17 protein-coding genes and 1 pseudogene are annotated in these 18,003 nt (G+C 63.0%); 14 read left to right on the top strand and 4 right to left on the bottom strand.

Annotated elements, in window-relative coordinates; genetic code table 11:
* Positions 1-39 precede the first annotated feature (39 nt).
* The 9 genes and pseudogenes from RLQ26_10050 to RLQ26_10010 all read left to right on the top strand — a co-directional run bounded on the left by RLQ26_10050 (position 40) and on the right by RLQ26_10010 (position 7,252).
* Positions 40-897 (top strand): ScpA family protein, encoded by an 858-nt coding sequence (locus RLQ26_10050; protein ID MEQ9089068.1) that lies wholly within the window; start codon positions 40-42, stop codon positions 895-897.
* A pseudogene (gene scpB, locus RLQ26_10045) lies at positions 894-1,421 on the top strand (SMC-Scp complex subunit ScpB). The gene RLQ26_10050 and the pseudogene scpB overlap by 4 nt, the downstream one beginning before the upstream one ends.
* Positions 1,422-1,877: 456 nt before the next feature.
* The gene (gene tatA, locus RLQ26_10040; GenBank protein ID MEQ9089067.1) at positions 1,878-2,114 is read left to right on the top strand and encodes a twin-arginine translocase TatA/TatE family subunit; all 237 of its coding nucleotides are present in this window, start codon (positions 1,878-1,880) and stop codon (positions 2,112-2,114) included.
* Positions 2,115-2,211: 97 nt separating this feature from the next.
* Complete coding sequence (tatB, locus tag RLQ26_10035; GenBank protein ID MEQ9089066.1) at positions 2,212-2,616, top strand: Sec-independent protein translocase protein TatB; 405 nt, start codon at positions 2,212-2,214, stop codon at positions 2,614-2,616.
* Positions 2,613-3,476 (top strand): twin-arginine translocase subunit TatC, encoded by an 864-nt coding sequence (gene tatC / locus RLQ26_10030; protein ID MEQ9089065.1) that lies wholly within the window; start codon positions 2,613-2,615, stop codon positions 3,474-3,476. Before tatB ends, tatC begins: the two co-directional genes overlap by 4 nt.
* A gap of 115 nt (positions 3,477-3,591) precedes the next feature.
* Positions 3,592-4,869, top strand: a complete 1,278-nt coding sequence (gene serS, locus RLQ26_10025; GenBank protein MEQ9089064.1) for a serine--tRNA ligase — start codon at positions 3,592-3,594, stop codon at positions 4,867-4,869.
* Positions 4,862-5,641 (top strand): 5'/3'-nucleotidase SurE, encoded by a 780-nt coding sequence (gene surE, locus RLQ26_10020; protein MEQ9089063.1) that lies wholly within the window; start codon positions 4,862-4,864, stop codon positions 5,639-5,641. The genes serS and surE overlap by 8 nt, the downstream gene beginning before the upstream one ends.
* Positions 5,642-5,666: 25 nt before the next feature.
* Entirely contained in the window at positions 5,667-6,323 is a 657-nt protein-coding gene (locus RLQ26_10015; protein ID MEQ9089062.1) for a protein-L-isoaspartate(D-aspartate) O-methyltransferase, read from the top strand.
* 32 nt (positions 6,324-6,355) lie between these two features.
* Positions 6,356-7,252, top strand: coding sequence for a M23 family metallopeptidase (locus RLQ26_10010; protein MEQ9089061.1), 897 nt, complete (start codon positions 6,356-6,358; stop codon positions 7,250-7,252).
* Here the strand turns inward: RLQ26_10010 and RLQ26_10005 are convergent.
* Positions 7,249-8,145 carry an ATP-binding protein gene (locus tag RLQ26_10005; GenBank protein MEQ9089060.1) on the bottom strand — a complete coding sequence of 299 codons (897 nt, stop codon included), beginning with the start codon at positions 8,143-8,145 and terminating at the stop codon, positions 7,249-7,251. The genes RLQ26_10010 and RLQ26_10005 overlap by 4 nt on opposite strands.
* Before the next feature lie 241 nt (positions 8,146-8,386).
* On the opposite strand from RLQ26_10005, the gene yajC reads away from it, so the two are divergent.
* Genes yajC through RLQ26_09985 form a run of 4 tightly spaced genes read left to right on the top strand, consistent with a single transcriptional unit; the run spans position 8,387 to position 11,745 of the window.
* A complete protein-coding gene (gene yajC / locus RLQ26_10000; protein ID MEQ9089059.1) occupies positions 8,387-8,734 on the top strand; it encodes a preprotein translocase subunit YajC in 348 nt (115 codons plus the stop codon).
* 6 nt (positions 8,735-8,740) lie between these two features.
* Positions 8,741-10,369, top strand: coding sequence for a protein translocase subunit SecD (secD, locus tag RLQ26_09995; GenBank protein MEQ9089058.1), 1,629 nt, complete (start codon positions 8,741-8,743; stop codon positions 10,367-10,369).
* A gap of 33 nt (positions 10,370-10,402) precedes the next feature.
* On the top strand, positions 10,403-11,326 hold the full coding sequence (gene secF / locus RLQ26_09990; protein ID MEQ9089057.1) for a protein translocase subunit SecF: 924 nt from the start codon (positions 10,403-10,405) through the stop codon (positions 11,324-11,326).
* A gap of 38 nt (positions 11,327-11,364) precedes the next feature.
* Positions 11,365-11,745: an Mth938-like domain-containing protein gene (locus RLQ26_09985; GenBank protein ID MEQ9089056.1), complete on the top strand. Its 381-nt coding sequence runs from the start codon at positions 11,365-11,367 to the stop codon at positions 11,743-11,745.
* A gap of 76 nt (positions 11,746-11,821) precedes the next feature.
* Here the strand turns inward: RLQ26_09985 and RLQ26_09980 are convergent, their stop codons facing one another.
* Complete coding sequence (locus RLQ26_09980) at positions 11,822-12,325, bottom strand: urate hydroxylase PuuD (protein MEQ9089055.1); 504 nt, start codon at positions 12,323-12,325, stop codon at positions 11,822-11,824.
* Between the two features lie 269 nt (positions 12,326-12,594).
* On the opposite strand from RLQ26_09980, the gene RLQ26_09975 reads away from it, so the two are divergent.
* Complete coding sequence (locus RLQ26_09975) at positions 12,595-13,488, top strand: phytoene/squalene synthase family protein (protein MEQ9089054.1); 894 nt, start codon at positions 12,595-12,597, stop codon at positions 13,486-13,488.
* An 18-nt stretch (positions 13,489-13,506) separates the two neighbouring features.
* Here the strand turns inward: RLQ26_09975 and trmFO are convergent, their stop codons facing one another.
* Together trmFO and uvrA are read right to left on the bottom strand one after the other, a co-directional pair.
* The gene (gene trmFO, locus RLQ26_09970) at positions 13,507-14,886 is read right to left on the bottom strand and encodes a methylenetetrahydrofolate--tRNA-(uracil(54)-C(5))-methyltransferase (FADH(2)-oxidizing) TrmFO (GenBank protein MEQ9089053.1); all 1,380 of its coding nucleotides are present in this window, start codon (positions 14,884-14,886) and stop codon (positions 13,507-13,509) included.
* Positions 14,883-17,942: an excinuclease ABC subunit UvrA gene (gene uvrA / locus RLQ26_09965; GenBank protein MEQ9089052.1), complete on the bottom strand. Its 3,060-nt coding sequence runs from the start codon at positions 17,940-17,942 to the stop codon at positions 14,883-14,885. The genes trmFO and uvrA overlap by 4 nt, the downstream gene beginning before the upstream one ends.
* Positions 17,943-18,003 lie beyond the last annotated feature (61 nt).

The raw sequence follows: 18,003 nt of genomic DNA, 5'->3' as shown, positions 1-18,003 counted from the left end.
CCTTCGTTCAGGGTCGATCATGCGAGAAGGCAGAACGAGATGACTGACGAGGACCGCCCGGAAGAGACGGGTCCTGAGGCCGGGCCCGGAACTCCGCCGGGTGCCCGGATATTCGAGGAAGACACCGGCGGGCCCCGGCCTTTGGACGGGCCGGCGGAGACGGCGGATCTCGTTCTCGACCTCGACGGTTACGAGGGGCCTCTCGACGTCCTGCTGAGCCTGGCGCGGGACCAGAAGGTGGATCTGACCCAAATCTCGATCCTGCAACTGGCCGAGCAGTATATCGCCTTCATCGAGCGGGCCCGGCAATTGCGCCTCGAGATCGCGGCCGAGTACCTGGTGATGGCGGCCTGGCTCGCCTACCTCAAGTCGCGCTTGCTCCTGCCCCGGGAGGAAGAGGAGACAGAGGAGCCGACCGGCCCCGAGCTGGCCGCAGCGCTCGCGTTTCAGCTGCGCCGCTTTGAAGCCATGCAGGAGGCGGGTGAAAAACTGTTGGCGCGCCCCCAGCTTGGGCGGGATGTTTTTACCCGGGGAGCGCCCGACGGGATCCGGGTCCGGCATAACGTCGTCTACGAAGTTTCGCTGTTCGACCTCCTCAAGACCTATGGCGACCAGCGGCGCAAGATCGAAACCTCAAGCTTCACCATCGAGGCGCCGGACCTGTTCACCATGGATGACGCGATCCAGCGACTGAATTCGTTGCTTGGCACCTCTTTCGAATGGCGGGCGCTCGAAACCTTTCTGCCGGACGGGTTGAGAGATCCGCTGGTTCGCCGCTCCGCCGTGGCGGCCACCTTCGCGGCAGGGCTCGAAATGGCGCGCCAGGGCCGCGTGCAAATCCGGCAATCTTCCGCTTTCGGACCAATTTTCTATCGGACTCCTGCAGGAAACCCATGAGCCAAATTTCTCCTGATTTGCGCCAGTTGGAGGCGCTTCTTTTCGCATCGAGCGAACCGATGAGCATCGAGGCAATCCGGACCCAGATGCCGGACGGAGCCGATGTCGAGGCGCTGCTGACAGAGCTGGGCACCCTTTATGACGGCCGCGGCGTCGAGCTTGTGGTGGTTGCCCGGAAATGGACCTTCCGCACGGCGCCTGACCTGGCGGACCTGCTGACGGTCGAAAAGACCGTCAAGCGACGCCTGTCCCGGGCCGCCGTGGAAACGCTCTCCGTGGTGGCCTATCACCAACCGGTCACGCGCGCCGAAATCGAGGAAATCCGCGGCCGCAGCCTGTCGCCGGGCACGCTTGAAATTCTTCTCGAGAATGGCTGGATACAGCCGAAGGGCCGTCGGCGGACTCCCGGACGCCCGACCACCTGGGGCACGACCGAAGAGTTCCTGCGCCATTTCCAGCTTGCGTCGCTCGAAGACCTGCCCGGCATCGAGGAACTCAAGGCGGCGGGCCTCCTCGATACGCGCGCGGCGACGCTCGTAACCAAGGGCAACCTTGCGCCGGCCCAGGAGACCCTGCTGAGCGACGACAGCGACGGAGAGGGGGATGGCGAGGGCGAGAGCCTGATGGGCGAACCTCTCAGCGCCGGCGACAATGGCGACGGGCCGGCGGCGTGGCCAACGGCCGAGGAGGAGGATGAGGAGCCCGGTGCCGCGGCTGACGGCGCGGACGATCCGGAGGACGAGGCGGCGCACAGGGTCTCGCGCTTCGGCGATGACCGGGAGGAGGACCCGGACGATGCGTCCGAGCGGGGTCACGGTCTGGCCGCCCGCGCACCACATTGACAAAGGGTTTGACGAACCACGCGCTGCGTTGCGGCAGCAGACGGAAACTGTCATGATCGATCGGCGCGAGGGAGCCCCCCGGACATGCGCGCCCGGCGCGGGACCAACCCGGCGCGAGACCAACCTGAGAGGACGACCATGAGCTTGGGCCTTCCTGAAATCCTGATCATTCTGGTGATCGTGCTGATCATCTTCGGCGCGGGGAAACTCCCCCGGGTCATGGGCGATATGGCCAAGGGGGTCAAGACCTTCCGCGCGGGCCTGAAGGAGGATGACGACACCACCGCCGCCGAAAGCGACACCTCCACCGCCGGCAAGGGTGAGACACAAACCGCAACGGGGCCTGAACCCCGAAAGGACGCCAGCGGCGGCTGACAGCGTCCGCCTTCCTGCCGCCGTCCCGGGCTCTCGCGCCGGTCACCGGCCCATGGCCAGGACGTGAGACAGTAACCGGGGCGGGGATAGACCCAGCATGTTCGATATCGGCTGGTCGGAACTCCTGATCATCGTGGTCGTGACCATCCTCGTGGTCGGCCCGAAGGACCTGCCGAAGGTCCTGCGCCAGCTCTCGCGCCTGGCGCGCAAGGCGCGCGAGATGGCCCGCGAGTTCCAGGCCGGGATGGATGAACTGGCGCGAGAGGCCGATCTCGACGACTTGCGCAAGGACCTCGACCGGTCCATGCGGGTCGATACAGGCTTGCCGCCCCGGCTCGATTTCGATCCCTACCGCGATCCGACCGGCCCGGCGCCCAAGGCGGCCCCCGCAAAACCGGAGGAAAAAGGCCCGGACGGGGAGCGGGAGCGGGAGCAGGGGTCCGACGAGCCGGGCAAGAAACACCGCACCGGCCAGACCCCCGGATCGGGGGACGGCGCGTGAGCGATTACGATCCCGGCGGCGGCAAGCCGTTTTCGCCCGAGGGGCCGGGCGAGGACGACGATGGTCCCGACGGCGCGCGGATGCCCTTGCTTGACCATCTCATCGAATTACGCAACCGGCTGATGATTTCCTTTGCCGTGATGCTGGTGGCCTTTGCGGCAAGCTATTATTTCGCTGAGGAAATTTTTGGCTTTCTGGTTCAGCCGCTCGCCGAGGCGCTCGACGGGCAGGGGCAGCGCCGGCTGATCTACACGGCTCTGACCGAGGCGTTTTTTACCTATCTCCGGATCGCCTTTTTCGCCGCCGCCTTCATTTCCTTTCCCGTCATCGCAAGTCAGATCTGGATGTTCGTGGCCCCCGGTCTCTACAAGAACGAGCGCCGCGCCTTCCTGCCATTCCTTGTGGCGACGCCGGTGCTGTTCCTGGCCGGTGCGGCGCTGGCCTATTACGGCGTGTTTCCTTTGGCCTGGAAGTTCTTCATCAGCTTCGAGACTGTTTCGGGCGCCACGAACCTGCCAATCGTCGTCGAGCCCAAGGTCAACGAATACCTGTCGCTGGTCATGAAACTGGTTCTGGCCTTTGGCCTGGCCTTTCAATTGCCGGTCCTGCTCACTCTGCTGGTGCGGGCGGGGCTTGTTTCGGCTGCAAGCCTGGCCCGGTCACGCAAATACGCAATCCTGATCATTTTTCTGGTCGCGGCCATCCTGACGCCGCCCGATGTCATTAGCCAGATCGGGCTGGCAATACCGATCATTCTGCTGTTTGAGCTCTCGATCTGGATGGCGCGCGCGGTGGAAAAACGCCGACGCCAGGCCGATGAGGCGGAAAACGCCGACACCGGGTCCGATGCGGGCGGATGACGGGCCGAAAAGGCCAAGGCTGGACGGCGCAAAAACCGGCCCCTATAACCCCCGGCAGTGGCGATCGACGGGGCCCGGCAGGCCGGACGCCGCGAGTGGGGGAAGCTGACCGCCGATGCTGGACCTGAAAAAAATTCGAGACAATCCGGAACGGCTCGATGCGGCACTGGCGCGTCGCAGGGCGGAGCCGCTTGCCGCCCATGTGCTTGAACTCGACAGCAAGAATCGCGAGATCGTCACGCGGCTGCAGGAAATGCAGACACGGCGCAACGATATCTCCAAGGAAATCGGCGCAAAAAAACGCGCGGGCGAGGACACGGACGACCGGATGAATGAGATGGCCGGCCTGAAATCCGGCATCCAGGCAGCGGAAGAGGAAGCGCGTCGGTTGGCGGCCGACCTCGCGGACCTGCTGGCCGGCATCCCGAACATCCCCGATGATGATGTCCCGGTCGGGGCGGACGAGGAAGCCAATCTTGAAATCCGGCGGATCGGTACGCCGCCCGAATTCACCTTCGCGCCGCGTGACCACGTGGATATCGGACAAGCGCTGGGCATGATGGATTTCGAGGCGGCGGCCAAACTCTCGGGATCGCGCTATGTGGTTCTCTCGGGGGCCCTGGCCCGGCTCGAGCGGGCGCTTGGCGCGTTCATGCTGGACGTTCACACTGGGGAATACGGCTATACCGAGGTATATCCGCCCCTGATCGTGCGGGACGAGGCCGTGTTCGGGACCGGCCAGCTGCCGAAGTTCTCGGAGGATCTGTTTTCGGTGTCGCAGGATGGCTGGCTCATTCCAACGGCGGAAGTCTCCCTGACCAACCTGGTCGCCGATGAAATACTCGCCGAAGACAGTCTGCCCCGGCGCTTTACCGCCTATACGCCCTGCTTTCGGAGCGAGGCGGGCGCCGCCGGCAGCGACACGCGCGGCATGATCCGCCAGCATCAGTTCGGCAAGGTGGAACTGGTCTCGATCGCCCATCCTGACAAGTCAGACGAGGAACACGAGCGGCTGACGAGCGCGGCCGAAGACATCCTGAAGCGTCTCGGGCTGGCGTATCGCGTGCTGGTTCTCTGCACGGGCGATATGGGGTTCTCGGCCGCGAAGACCTACGACCTCGAGGTCTGGCTGCCTGGACAGGGGCGCTACCGGGAAATTTCGAGCTGTTCCAATTGCCGCGACTTCCAGGCCCGGCGGATGAAGGCGCGTTTCCGGGCTGAAGGAGAGAAGGGGACGCACTTCGTGCATACGCTGAACGGATCGGGCGTGGCGGTCGGGCGGGCGCTGATCGCGATCCTCGAAAATTTCCAGACCGCGGATGGCAGCGTCCGGGTGCCGGAGGTGCTGGTACCCTATATGGGCGGGCTCGAGGTGATCCGCCGGGATGCTTAAGGGCCCGCTCAATCTTGCCAAAAGCCGGGTGCTTCTCGCCAACGACGACGGGATCGACGCGCCCGGCCTGAAGCTGCTGGAGAAGATATTGCGCCCGCTGGTCAAGGATTTGTGGATCGCGGCGCCGAGGGACGAGCAAAGCGGCACGGGCCATTCCCTCACGCTGCGCCGGCCGCTCAGAATCATCCGCAAGGGCCGGCAGAAATTCGCCATCGACGGCACGCCGACCGACGCGATGATGCTCGCGATCAACCACATCCTCAGAGACTCCCCGCCGGACCTGGTACTGTCCGGAATCAACAGAGGCGGCAATCTGGGCGAGGACGTGACCTATTCCGGCACGATCGCCGCCGCCATGGAAGGCACGCTCCTGGGGGTGCCGTCCATTGCCCTGTCGCTGGTCATCAATGGAAAGAAGGCTCACTGGCCCACGGCGGAAAAATATCTGCCCCTCGTGCTGGACAAGATCACACGCACCGATTGGCCGGATAACGTGCTGATGAACGTGAATTTTCCCGACGTCACGGCCGATCGGGTCAAAGGTGTCATGGCCACGCAGCAAGGCCGGCGCAAGCTGGGCGACGAGCTTATGGTGGGCCATGATCCAAGGGGCGAACCCTATTACTGGATCGGCAGTATGCGGACAGAGGAGCCGACGATGAAGGGCAGTGACCTGGCCGCCGTGGAGGCCGGGATGATCTCGGTGACGCCCATTCACCTCGATCTGACCCATCGCTCTTTTCTGAAAACTCTTCGGACCGTTCTGAACTGACCGGTTTGGGCCGAGGCGGGATAGAATGAGCACCGACGCCCATAAGATACGGCTGATCATGGAGCTTCGCCGCGAAGGTATCTCGGATACCCGGGTTCTCTCCGCCATCGAGCAGGTACCGCGCGAGATTTTCGTGCCCGACAACTTTCGGGATCAAGCGTACCGGAACACCGCGCTGCCGATCGGCGGTGGACAGACGATCAGCCAGCCGCTGATCGTCGCCGAAATGACGGTGGCGCTCGCGCTGAACGATCGCTTGCGGGTTCTCGAAATCGGCACGGGATCGGGGTATCAGGCCGCAATTCTGGCGAAGCTCGCGCGCCGCGTTTACACGATCGAACGGCACAGAGAGTTGATGAGCGAAGCGGAAGCGCGATTTGATGCGCTTAAGCTGCGCAATATCACGACCCGGGTCGGCGACGGCAGCAAGGGCTGGCCGGAACTGGCGCCGTGGGAACGGATACTCGTCACCGCCGCAGCCCCCGATATTCCGCCCGTGCTGGCGGACCAGCTCGCGGTCGGCGGGCATATGGTCGTCCCGGTGGGCGGAGAGGGGGAGGAACAGCACATCCTTCGGGTCACGCGGACGGAGACCGGATTCGAGACCGAAAAGCTCTGGGCTGTCCGCTTCGTGCCGCTCGTCGCGGGCATGCCGGACGAGGACGAGATTCCCCGCAATTGATGCCGGGATCAGCGGCGATTAGGCTGTGTGCCATGGACAAGCCTTCGGCGTTCCGGCAACGCTGCGCCCATCTCCTGCGGCTGGCCCTGATTCTGTCAGGGCCGATGGCGCTCGCCGCCTGCAGCATATCACTCGACCTGTCGGGCCTTTCAGGACGGGCTCCGGCATCGTCCTCCGGCACGGTTACCGTCGAGAAGGGTGATACCGTCTATCGGATCGCGAAACGCAATAATGTCCCGTTGCGCGATCTGATTGCCGCCAACAGCCTCCGTCCGCCCTACCTTATTGAGGTCGGCCAGCGCCTGCACCTGCCCCGGCCGCAGATTCATGTCGTGCGAAAAGGGGATACGCTCTACAGCATCTCACGCGCCTACGGGGTCAGCATGAACAGCCTCGCCCGGGCCAACGGGCTGGGCGCGCCCTACACAATTTATGCCGGCCAGAAGCTTCAGCTTGCGGCCACCGAGGCCGGCACCGCCAAACGCACGGTCTCGCGTCGGGCGGCAGCGTTGCCGGCGCCGCCCGCCCGTACGGGCAAGGGATTCGCCACTCCGGTCAAAGGGCGGATCATCAGCCGTTTCGGGCCCAAGGAGGGCGGATTGCACAATGACGGGATCAATATCGCGGCGCCGCGTGGCAGCGACGTCAGGGCGGCGCAAAACGGCGTGGTCGCCTATGCAGATAGCGGGCTGAGCGGATTCGGGAATCTGCTGCTGATCAAGCACAGCGACGGCTGGGTTTCGGCCTATGCCCATACCGACAAGATGCTGGTCAGGCGTGGAGACAGGGTGACGCGGGGACAGGTTATCGCCAAGGTTGGCAGCACCGGCAGTGTCGACCGGCCGCAGCTTCATTTCGAATTGCGGCGGGGCAGCCGGGCCCTCGACCCGTTGCCGCATCTGGATGGGCAGCTCGCGGCCTTGCCCTAGCCTGTGGGTGAGAGGATGCGCCCCTGCCGTCCGGCCTCGTCCTGGATGAACTGCCAGGCGACGCGGCCCGATCGGGCCCCCCGCGTCATCGCCCATTCGAGCGACCGGTCTTCCAGCCCGCCGTCATCTCCAAGATCGAAATACGCGGCATAGGCACGGACGATCTCGAGATAGATATCCTGATCGCACGGGTGGAAGCCGAGCCAGAGGCCGAACCGGTCCGAGAGTGAAACCTTCTCCTCGACCGATTCGGAGGGGCTTATCGCCGTGGAGCGTTCGTTCTCGATCATGTCGCGAGGCATCAGGTGCCGGCGATTGGAGGTCGCATAGAAGAGCACGTTGTGGGGCCGGCCCTCGATCCCGCCCTCGAGCACGGCCTTCAGGGATTTGTACCCGGTGTCGGCAAGATCAAAGGAAAGATCATCGCAAAAAAGAAGGCAGCGCCGCCGGCTGTTTCGCAATGCTTTCAGCAGGTCGGGCAGGGTGGCAATATCCTCGCGGTGGATCTCGACCAGCGCGATCCGGCCTGCCCCCGCCTGCGACTCGTCGTTGACGGCCGCGTGCACGGCCTTGACAAGGGAACTCTTGCCCATGCCGCGCGCGCCCCATAGAAGCGCGTTATTGGCGGGATAGCCCAGGGCGAAGCGGCGGGTATTTTCGAGCAGGGTCTCGCGCTGGCGGTTGACCCCCTTGATCAGCGCCAGATCGATCCGGTTGACACTGGAAACCGCCGCGAGACGACCGGTTTCCGGAGTCCAGATATAGGCGTCGTCCGCCGGTTGCCCCGTGGTTTCGCCCGATTCAGGCAGAACGTGATTTTCGCGCTTCGGGGCGAGGCGATCCAGGGCATCCGCCATCCGAGCGAGCAACGTGACCAGCCGGCCTTGAGACATGGTATTTCCTGACGTTTAGCGCCGGAAACAGGCGCCGCGCGCGCGTAAATCGGGATTTTCAGCCGGCCGACGGTACTGCCCGGTCGAATTGCCGTCAAACCCGCTCTAAGTCATGACGATAAAATGAAAATATGAGACCCGTGGCCGTTTGCATCCGGCGCGTCGACGGGTATAGTCCCGCCCGTTCCGGCGGTTCCCCGGCGGGACCGAGACTCGCCACCACCCGAGGATTGGACAGAAGATGCTTATTTCGCCCGCTTTCGCTCAGACCGGTGCCTCTGGCGACGGGATGGGTTTCGCCACTTTCGTGCCGCTTATCCTTATCTTCGTCGTGTTCTACTTCCTGCTCATCCGGCCGCAGCAGAAAAAGATGAAAGAGCACCGCGAAATGGTCAAGGCGCTGCGCCGCGGGGACAAGATCGTCACGGCCGGCGGCATCATCGGGACCATTTCGAAAGTGCCCGAGGGCGACGAGGTGGAGGTCGAGGTCTCGCGGGGGACGACGGTCAGAGTGGTACGCTCCACTATCCAGCAGGTCATGAGCAAGCCAGAGCCGGCGGACAGTGACGAGAAATCTGCCGAAAAATAACACAAGGTGACGCGGCGGGCCGGCATGGCCCGCGAGACGCCACGGGCCACGCCTCACATGCTTCACTTTCCTACCTGGAAAATTCTTCTTGTCGCCGCCGTTTGTCTGATGGGCGTGGTGTTCGCGCTGCCCAACCTGTTTTCAGCGAAGACAGTGGCGGAATTCCCCGATTGGATGCCAAGCAACCAGATCAATCTCGGGCTGGATCTGCAGGGCGGGTCCCATCTCTTGCTCGAAATCGAGGTCGATGCCGTGCTGCGCGAGCGCCTCGAGGCCGTGGTCGAGGCGCTTCGCCTCGAATTGCGCCGGGCCAAGGTGGGATATACGGGACTGGGAGTGTCGAACAACGCCGTCACGCTGGGTCTCAGAAATCCCGGTGATTTCGAGGCGGTGCGCGAAGCGATCGAGGAACTGGAGCCGGAGGTGACCGTCGCGCGCGTGGGCGAGGAGCGGGTCCATGCCACTTTCGGAGAAGAAGCCCTCCGGCAATTACGGATCAACGCCGTCAATCAATCCATTGAAATCATCCGGCGGCGGGTCGATGAGACCGGCACGCGCGAGCCCGTGATTCAGCGCCAGGGGCAGGATCGGGTCCTGGTCCAACTGCCGGGCCTCAAGGATCCTGAGCGTATCAAGGCCTTGCTGGGCCGCACGGCGAAGATGACGTTTCATCTCGTGGACGAGAAGACTCCGGTGGCGGATGCCCGGCGGGGACGGATGCCGCCCGGATCCATGCTGGTGCCCAGCGCCGACGATGTCGATCCGCAAGGCAATCCGGTGCTGTACGTGGTCCGCAAACGGGTCTCGATTTCAGGTGACCGCCTGGTGGACGCGCAGCCCAGTTTTCAGCAGAACCAGCCGGTCGTCTCGTTCCGTTTCGATACGCTGGGCGGCAAGAAATTTGGCGACCTGACCTCGGAAAACGTCAATAACCGTCTCGCTATCCTGCTCGACGGCAAGGTCATCAGTGCCCCTGTCATTCGCTCGCCCATCCTCGGGGGGAGCGGTATTATCACCGGCCGCTTTACGACCGAAGAAGTGAACGATCTGGCGCTCTTGTTGCGGGCGGGCGCCTTGCCCGCGCCGATGACCATTCTCGAGGAACGGTCGGTCGGTCCAAGCCTCGGGGCGGATTCCGTGCGCGCCGGCGAGATCGCGGGGATCATCGCCTTCGTCGCGGTCACCATCTTCATGATCGTTATCTACCGTCTTTTCGGGGTGATGGCGGCGACCGCTCTTGTCCTGAACATGATCATCATCATCGGGGCCCTGTCACTGCTTCAGGCGACACTGACACTGCCGGGGCTCGCGGGCATCGTTCTGACGGTCGGCATGGCGGTGGACGCCAACGTTCTTATTTTCGAGCGTATCCGCGAAGAATTCGCAGGTGGCCGAACGCCGATGTCGGCCGTGGATGCGGGCTACGGTCGCGCCCTGACGACAATCATCGATTCAAACCTGACGACACTCATCGCGGCCATGTTCCTGTTTTTCTTCGGCTCCGGGCCGGTCAAGGGTTTCGCGGTCACCCTTTCTATCGGCATCGCCACAACGATGTTCTCGGCCATCATGGTGACGCGGTTCATGGTGGTGACGTGGCTCCGACGGACGCGTCCGGTAGCACTGAAAATATAGAGGTATCGGGCCACCGGCCCGCGGGATCGGACCATGTTCAATCTGAATGCTCTGCGCGCGAAGACAAATATCGATTTCATGACCTTTCGCCGGTTCGCGTTTGTGATATCGATCGGTGTCCTGCTGCTTTCCGTCGGCTCCGTCGCGGTTCAAAAAATGAACTTCGGCATTGATTTCGTCGGCGGCACACTGATTGAGATCCGTTTCGATACGCCGCCCTCGCTGGCCGACCTTCGGGGCGAGCTGGGCGCCCTTGAGTTGGGTGAAGTGGCCCTGCAGGAGTTTGGCGACCCGACGGACGTCCTGATCCGGATCGAGAAACAACCGGGCGCCGAGCGCGAGCAGATTGCCGCCATCCAGAAAGTCAAGGACACCTTGGGAGAAGAGGGGCTTACCTACCGGCGAACCGAATTCGTGGGACCGCAGGTGGGAGACGAGCTCATCCAGGCCGGAATCCTGGCGATCGTCCTCTCGCTCCTGGGTATCATGATCTACGTCTGGTTTCGCTTCGAATGGCAGTTCGGGATCGGCGCGCTTGCTGCGCTGGCCCACGATGTCGTTGCCATTGTGGGCCTTTTCTCGCTGTTCCGGCTCGAATTCAATTTGGCCTCCGTCGCCGCCATCCTGCTCATTGCGGGGTATTCCATCAACGACACGGTGGTGGTTTACGATCGTGTTCGCGAGAACATGCGAAAATTTCGCAAATTGGAGTTCACCGATCTCGTAAACCTGTCGATCAACGATATGCTGAGCCGGACAGTCCTCACCAGTCTGACGACACTGCTTGCACTGGGGGGACTGTTTCTGTTCGGCGGTCAGGTCATTCGGGACTTCACGCTGGCCATGATCGTCGGTGTCGTTGTGGGCACCTATTCTTCGATTTTCGTGGCCGCGCCGCTGCTCAATTTCATGCCTGGCTCGGACCTCGCCGAGACGACAACCGATTCCAGGCCCTGATCGGTTTCGCCTCCGATCGAATTTGACTGGGAGGCTCCTTGAGCGATATCACCCCCCGCGTCCCGGTTGGCGCGAAGCTCATCCAGGCCTATGGCGATGGCGGGTTTCGCGTCTCGGGCGAGCGATACAAGGGATCCCGGATCATCACGCCCGGCAAAGTGCTGGCCTGGCCCGTTGTCCGGTTTGAAGAGGTGGATGGCGAGGCTCTCCTCGACATCCTCGCAGAAGAGGGCGGGGTCGAGCTCCTCCTCTTCGGGACCGGAATGGCGCTTCGGCCTCTGCCGGAAGCATTGCGAGCCGGCCTGGCGGACCGCGGGATCGCGGCCGAAGTCATGGATACAGGGGCGGCCTGCCGCACGTTCAACGTACTTTTGGCCGAAGGCAGGCAGGTGGCCGCTGCCCTTATCGCTGTCGACTGACGGCGTTTTTCCGGTGATAAAAAGACGGGCGGCACCGACCGGCGCCGCCCGTTCCGTTTTCGGGATGAACCCGTGCCTAGACGATATTCTGCGCCGCGATCATGCAATAGAGCATGGGGAGGGACAGCGCCGTATTCGTCCGCGAAAAAAGCATGGCCGTGCGGGCCGCTGCCTTCTTCGCGTCGGCCTCGACTTCCACCATGCCGAGCGCCTTTTTCTGATTCGGCCAGATGACGAACCAGACATTGAACGCCATGATGAGGCCCAGCCACATACCGATGCCGATTGTCAGATGCTTGACGACACCGTCGCTGCCGAGCGCGAGGCCCTGCATAAGGTAGCCGTTCATATGCGCCAGAATCAGGCCGAACAGAACTGTGCTCGCGGCCGACCAGCGGAACCAGAAAAGTGCCGCCGGCGCGATCACCTTGCCGATCGCGGGCTTCTGGTCATCGGGGATGTTGGGCATGTTGGGAATCTGCACGAAATTGAAGTAATACAGCAGACCGATCCACATGATACCGCTTAGAACGTGCAGAAAGCGGACTAGAAAGGTCCACCAGATATAATCAAGTTCCATTGGACTACCCCCGTTTCCGCTATGCCATTTGCTGGATGATAATGGCGACGATGATCGTCAGGACGACGCCGATCGTAATCGTCATGCCAAGTGACTCGAGCGGGTTTTTCATTGGCTATGCACTCCCGTAATGATCTGAAATCCCCTTGCGACCACAGACTATAGGCGAAAACACCAATCAATAAAAGATGCCAGATTTTTCAAGGGTTTCGCAGATCAAGCTCGTGTCTTCGCGGGGTCATAACTCACGAACGGTTAAAGACGGAACCATGGCCAGACGCCGATCCAGACAGGACCTCGATCCGGCTTTCGACTATTGCGTCGAGCACGTCCGGCGGTACGACCATGACCGGTTTCTTACCGCACAATTCGCTCCGGCCGACCGGCGCAATGCGCTTCTGGCGCTTTATGCCTTCAATATCGAGATTTCCAAGGTCCGGGAGGTAGTGGCCGAGCCTGTGCTGGGACAGATGCGCCTCCAATGGTGGCGCGATGTCATGGAGGCCATTTTCGCGGGCTCTCCGCCATCCAACGAGATTGCGCGGGCACTGTCCCATACCGTCCGGCAGTTCACCCTCGACCGGGAGAAGATGGGTCGGCTCATAAACGCGCGCGAGTTCGACCTTTTGGACGAAGCGCCCGACGATCTGGCAGCGCTCGAGCATTATCTCGATGCCTCGGCCGCAGAGCTCGCCGACCTGGCCCTCACCATTCTGGGCATAGGGGCGGAGGATAAATCCACACGCGCCGCCGCGCGCCACGTGTCGCTGGCTTTCGGGCTGAGCGGGATCGTCCGGGCGACCCCGTTCCTCGCGGCACAGCGCCGAACCATGATTCCCAAAGCCTCGCTGGCAGCCGCCGGCATCCGGCCGGACGACCTTTTCACCGGCCGGCCGGTGCCCGGGTTAGGAGACGCGGCGCGTCACCTGGCCGAACGGGCCGTCCTTCATCTCGAACAGGCGGCTTCTGATCCGAAAAGAGGGACCGACGGGAGAAGGGTGGGAGCTCCTGTTTTTCTCTGGGGCCGGCTGGCGGGGTATGATCTCGCGCGGCTCCGCAAGAGCGGCTTTGACCCCTATGACCCCCGCCTCGCCAAAACGGGCACCGGGCGGCTCCTCGCCCTCATCGGGGCGGGACTTTCGCCGCGGCGATTCCTGGGCTGACGGAGCGGTTGCGCCGACCTAAGCCGCCAGGCGGCTATCCGTCAGCCAGCGGTCGACGTCCTGGAGCGCGCGCCGGGCCAGCGCCTGCTTGCGTGCCCGGCCCTTCATCCGGCGCTTGCCATCGCCCGCTGGGGACTCCAGATCGGGGAACAGGCCGAAATTCACATTCATCGGTTGAAAACTCGCGGCATCCCCGTGGCAGGTCAGATGCGCCAGCAGCGCGCCCAGTGCGGTCGTCACGGGCGGTGGCGCGGGCTGACCGCCACCCTGCTCAGCCGCCGTGAAACGCCCGGCGAGAAGTCCCATCGCGGCACTTTCCACATATCCTTCGACGCCTGTCATCTGACCGGCGAACCGAAGCCTGGGCTCCGCCCTGAGGCGGAGGGTGCCGTCCAGAAGCTTTGGGCTGTTCAGGAAGGTATTGCGGTGGATACCGCCCAGGCGAGCGAACCGCGCCTGTTCCAGTCCCGGAATGGTGCGCAGGATGCGGACCTGCTCGCCATGCTTCAGTTTTGTCTGGAATCCAACCAGGTTATAAAGCGTGCCGAGCGAGTTATCCTGCCGCAACTGGACAACGGCATAAGGGCGTCGGCCGGTCGCGGGATCCGTCAGTCCTACGGGTTTCATCGGACCGAAACGGAGTGTATCGCGGCCTCGCGCGGCCAGCACCTCGATCGGCAGGCAGCCCTCGAAATAAGGGGTCGTTTTTTCCCAGTCCTTGAAGGTCGTTTTCTCGCCGTCGAGCAAGGCTTGAACGAAAGCTTCATATGCCGACGCATCGAGAGGGCAGTTGATGTAATCCGCCCCGTCGCCGCCGAGATCGGCACCGGGGCCGATCTTGTCATAACGCGACTGCCGCCAGGCCCGGCTCATATCGATGGATTCGGTGTGCACGATCGGCGCGATAGCATCGAAGAAGGCGAGACTGTCCTCGCCCGTCAACTCGCTGATCGCCTTGGCCAGCGGCTCGGAGGTCAATGGTCCCGTGGCGACGATCACGCTGTCCCAGTCTGCCGGCGGCAAGTCCGTGATTTCGTCCGTTTCGATCCTGACCCGCGGATGCGCCGAAAGCGTTTCGGTCACGGCCCGGGCGAAGCCCTCGCGGTCCACTGCCAGCGCGCCACCCGCCGGGACCTTGTGCCGGTCAGCCATGGCAAGGATAAGCGAGTTCGCCCGCCGCATTTCCTCATGCAGAACGCCGACGGCATTGAATTCCGGGTCGTCCGAACGAAAGGAGTTGGAACAGACGAGCTCCGCCAGATGCCCGGTCTGATGGGCCGCCGTCGGCCGCGCGGGGCGCATTTCGTGGATCACCACCTCCTGGCCCGCCTGCGCCAGCTGCCAGGCCGCTTCCGAGCCCGCGAGCCCGCCGCCGATCACATGCACCGGTTTCGTCATCGCTGCCGTCCTGTCACTTTCCCGGCATTCGTCCTTCCCTGCCGCCGTTTGGGGGTGGTCTTCCGTTTCGGGGCAGGTTTCTGCCGTGCTGACGTCTTTGCCTTTTTCACAATCTTGCCTGTGGAAGAGGCGCGTTTCCGGGATTTCTTGGCCGCATTTTTTGGCGATTTCCGCGGCGCCAGCGGTTTGTGCCGGTCAGCCAGAAGATGCGGCCCGGGCCGAGCCCGCGTGCCGTTGCTCAAGAGGGGCCGCAGATAATCGCCCGTGAAGCTGCCGGACGTGGCCGCCACGTCCTCGGGTGTCCCTTCGGCCACGATCCGTCCGCCCTTGTCACCGCCCTCGGGGCCCAGATCGATGACCCAGTCCGCGGTCTTTATCACTTCAAGATTGTGCTCAATCACGAGGACGGTGTTCCCGGTTTCGACGAGCGTGTGCAGCACCTCGAGAAGTTTTCTGACATCCTCGAAGTGGAGGCCCGTGGTGGGCTCATCAAGGATGTACAATGTCCGGCCGGTCGCACGACGGGAAAGTTCCTTGGCCAGCTTGACGCGCTGGGCTTCGCCGCCCGACAGGGTCGTCGCCGGCTGCCCGATATGGATGTAGCCAAGGCCCACACGACGGAGCATTTCAAGCTTGTCGCGGATCGCTGGCACAGCGCGGAAGAAATCGACACCCTCATCCACCGTCATGTCGAGGACATCGGCGATCGATTTGCCGCGATAGGTGACTTCCAGGGTTTCCCGGTTATAGCGCCGGCCCTGGCACTCGTCGCAGGTCACATAGACATCCGGCAGGAAATGCATCTCGATCTTGATGACGCCGTCCCCCTGGCACGCTTCGCAGCGCCCGCCCTTCACGTTGAAGGAGAACCGCCCCGCCTTGTAACCGCGTGTCTTGGCTTCTGGCAGGCCCGCGAACCAGTCCCGGATGGGGGTGAAAGCGCCCGTGTAGGTCGCCGGATTGGACCGTGGCGTGCGGCCGATTGGAGACTGGTCTATATCCACGATCTTATCGATATATTCGAGGCCGAGAATGTCATCATGTTCGCCCGGATGCTCGCGCGCGTTATGCAGGCGCTTTGCCGCCGCCTTGTAGAGAGTCTCGACAATCAGGGTCGATTTGCCACCACCCGAGACTCCGGTAACACAACTGAAGGTGCCCAGCGGCACGGTGGTCGACACATTTTGCAGGTTATGGGCACGCGCGCCACGAATGGTGATCGCATTGCCATTTCCCGAACGGCGTTCTTCCGGAATATCAATCTGGCGGGCGCCCCTCAGGTACTGGCCGGTCAGACTGGCCGGCGCGGCCATGATGTCCTCCGGCGAGCCTTCCGCGACGATCTGCCCGCCATGAACGCCCGCCGCCGGCCCCATGTCGACAACATGGTCCGCCGCCCGAATCGCTTCTTCGTCGTGCTCCACGACAATGACGGTATTCCCAATGTCCCGCAGGCGCTCGAGAGTCTCCAGCAGGCGTCGGTTGTCCCGCTGATGCAGACCGATCGACGGTTCATCCAGCACATAGAGGACGCCCGTCAGGCCCGAACCGATCTGGGAGGCGAGCCGGATGCGCTGGCTTTCACCACCCGACAGCGTGCCTGACGCGCGCGAGAGAGTCAGGTAATCGAGCCCGACATTGACGAGAAAGCCGAGGCGCTCATTGATTTCCTTGAGGATGCGCCGGGCAATTTCGCGGCTCTGTCGTGAGAGCCCGGCCTCCACCGTGCCGAACCATTCGGCCGCCCTCGCGACGGAAAACTCCGTCACCTCGGAAATGTGCTGGCCATCGATCTTGACCGCCAGAGCTTCCGGCTTGAGGCGCGCACCGCCACAGGCCTCGCACCGGTTAACCGTCTGGAACCGCGACAGCTCCTCGCGAACCCAGGCCGAATCCGTTTCCCGCCAGCGCCGGTCAAGGTTGGGTAACACACCCTCGAAAGGCTTGGTGACCTGGTATTTCCGGGTTCCGTCATCGTACCGGATGGTGATCTCCTCATCGCCCGAACCGTGCAGGATCGCATTCTGAACCTTTTGCGGGAGATCGCCGAAAGCCTCGTGGACCGAGACCTTGTAATGGCGGGCGATGCTGTCCAGCGTCTGGGCGTAATACTGCGCCGTGGCGCTGGCCCAGGGCGCGATCGCACCGCCACGCAGACTGCGCGAGCGGTCAGGGACTACCAGTTCCGGATCGAAATACATCTGCGTGCCCAGTCCATCACAGGCAGGGCAGGCGCCGAACGGATTGTTGAACGAGAAAAGCCTGGGCTCGATCTCGTCGATGGTAAAGCCGGAGACCGGACAGGCAAACCGGGCCGAAAAGGTCGTTGTCTGGCCGCTATCGGCGTTTTCCGCGAAGACCAGCCCGTCACCGAGCTGCAGGGCGGTTTCCAGACTGTCGGCGAGCCGGGTCTCGAGCCCCGCGCGCACGGCGACGCGATCCACGATAACGAAAATGTCGTGTTTCAGCTTCTTGTTCAAAGTAGGACTCTGGTCGATCTCGTAGACTTCACCATCGACCTTCACACGCTGGAAGCCCCGTTTCTGGAGGGTTTCGAGTTCCTTGCGATATTCGCCCTTTCGGCCGCGCACGATGGGGGCCATGAGATAGAGGCGGGTACCTTCCTCCATCGCCATGACCCGGTCGACCATCTGGCTCACCGTCTGGCTTTCGATCGGGAGCCCCGTCACGGGTGAATACGGAATGCCGACCCGCGCCCAGAGAAGGCGCATGTAATCGTAAATCTCCGTCACCGTCCCGATGGTCGAGCGGGGATTGCGCGAGGTCGTTTTCTGCTCGATCGAAATCGCCGGAGACAGCCCCTCGATCGAATCCACGTCCGGCTTTTGCATCAGCTCCAGAAACTGGCGGGCATAAGCGGAGAGGCTTTCCACATATCGGCGCTGGCCCTCGGCATAGATCGTGTCGAAGGCGAGGGAGGACTTGCCCGATCCCGAGAGACCGGTGATGACCACGAGCCGGTCTCGCGGGAGAACGACATCGATATTCTTCAGATTGTGTTCGCGGGCGCCGCGGACCTCTATGTCAGACTGCATCAACCCAACTCTTTGCTATTGCGGCCGGGACGGGAAAGCCGCCGGCGGCTCCCCAGCGCAC

This window comes from Alphaproteobacteria bacterium (assembly GCA_040220875.1).
GTDB lineage: Bacteria > Pseudomonadota > Alphaproteobacteria > JAVJVX01 > JAVJVX01 > JAVJVX01.
The sequence above is the reverse complement of the archived record's forward strand: the minus strand, read 5'-3'. Positions and strand labels throughout refer to the sequence as shown.